At 61.5% G+C, this 1,567-nt stretch carries 2 protein-coding genes; both read right to left on the reverse strand.

Annotated elements, in window-relative coordinates; all coding sequences use genetic code 11:
* A partial coding sequence (locus AC1D1P_RS22920; RefSeq protein ID WP_477674578.1) for an Ntn hydrolase family protein occupies window positions 1-466 on the reverse strand: 466 nt, incomplete at its 3' end.
* Window positions 467-479: 13 nt separating this feature from the next.
* On the reverse strand, window positions 480-1,567 hold a 1,088-nt coding region (locus AC1D1P_RS22925; RefSeq protein WP_477674579.1), incomplete at its 5' end, for a dihydrolipoyllysine-residue acetyltransferase.

Here is a 1,567-nt window from a genome sequence, read left to right on the forward strand (position 1 = left end):
CGGCATGCATGGCGCCGAGCGCAAAGCTGCGGCCTGAGCCGATGCCCCAGAATTCCTTGAATTCAAAAACTTCACGGTAGCTGTAAAGACCGTAAATGCCGCTGGCATTGGCGATCACCACGGTGAACTGGCTGGACTCGTAGGGATCGTTGTCGTCTTCCTTGGTCTGCAGGAAAAACGTTTCCTTCAGCATGGGGTGCAGCTTGACGAAGGTGTCGAACACCTCGTCGCGCGAACCCAGCTTGAGCTGCTCTTTGGGCAAGGCCGCCATGGCCTTGCGCAGCACCGGAAAATGCGCCACCGTACCAGCCATGCCCACAAAGCTCATGCCGGCAGGCGTGTCGACCTTGAAGATCTTGCTGTTGGCTTCAAACCGGTGGCCCAGGCTGGTGTCGCCGAAGGTCACCAGCGTGTCGGCCGCAATGGCGACCTGCCCCGCCTTTTTGACGACTACAAGTGTTGTCATGGTTCCGCCCCGTTTAGAGGAGGACGCGGCGGAAGTCGGCGAGGATTTGGCCCAGGTAAGCGTTAAAGCGCGCAGCGCCTGCGCCGTCGATCACCCGGTGATCCCAGGCCAAAGACATCGGCAGCATCAGGCGCGGCTGGAAGGCCTTGCCGTCCCACACCGGCTCCATCTGGCTCTTGGACACGCCGAGGATGGCGACTTCCGGCGCGTTAATGATGGGCGTGAAGTAACGCCCGCCAATGCCGCCCAGTGAAGAGATGGTGAAGCTGGCGCCCTGCATTTCGGCTGGCGTCAATTTACCGTCACGCGCCTTCTTGGCCAGCTCGCCCATTTCCTGGCTGATCTGCAGCACGCCTTTTTTGTCGGCGTCTTTCAGCACGGGAACGACCAGTCCGTTGGGCGTGTCGGCAGCAAAACCGATGTGGTAATACTGCTTGTAGACGATCTGGTCGCCGTCGAGCGAGGCATTGAACTCGGGGTATTTCTTCAGGGCCGCAACGCTGGCCTTGATCAGAAAAGCCAGCATGGTGACTTTCAGCCCGGCTTTTTCGTTTTCCTTGTTGGTCGAAACGCGGAAGGCTTCCAGTTCGGTGATGTCGGCATCGTCATGGTTGGTGACGTGCGGAATCATCACGTAGTTGCGCAGCAGGTTGGCACCGCTGATCTTCTTGATGCGCGACATGTCCTTGCGCTCGACCGGGCCGAACTTGGTGAAGTCAACTTTTGGCCATGGCAGCAAATCGAGCCCTGCGCCGCCGCCCGAAGATGCGGGTGCTTTGGCGGCCTGCGCCTGGGTGCGAACGCTGCCGTCCATCACCGACTTGGTGAAGGCCTGGATGTCGTCTTGCGTGATGCGGCCTTTGGGGCCGCTACCTTTGACTTCTGCCAGTGGCACGCCGAGTTCGCGCGCGAACTTGCGCACCGAGGGCGATGCATGCGGCAGGTTGCCCTGAGGCGCAGTGGTGGGGTTATGGGCCGGCTGGCTCGCGGGAGCAGATGAGGTTGCCGGTGCAGGGGCAGCAGCAGATGCCGCGGCAGGCACCGCAGCGGGGGCCGGTGCGGGCGCAGGCGATGCGCTCACAGCCGCAGAACCTTCCAGGA

This window comes from Polaromonas sp. P1_E1_2 (genome assembly GCF_056406035.1).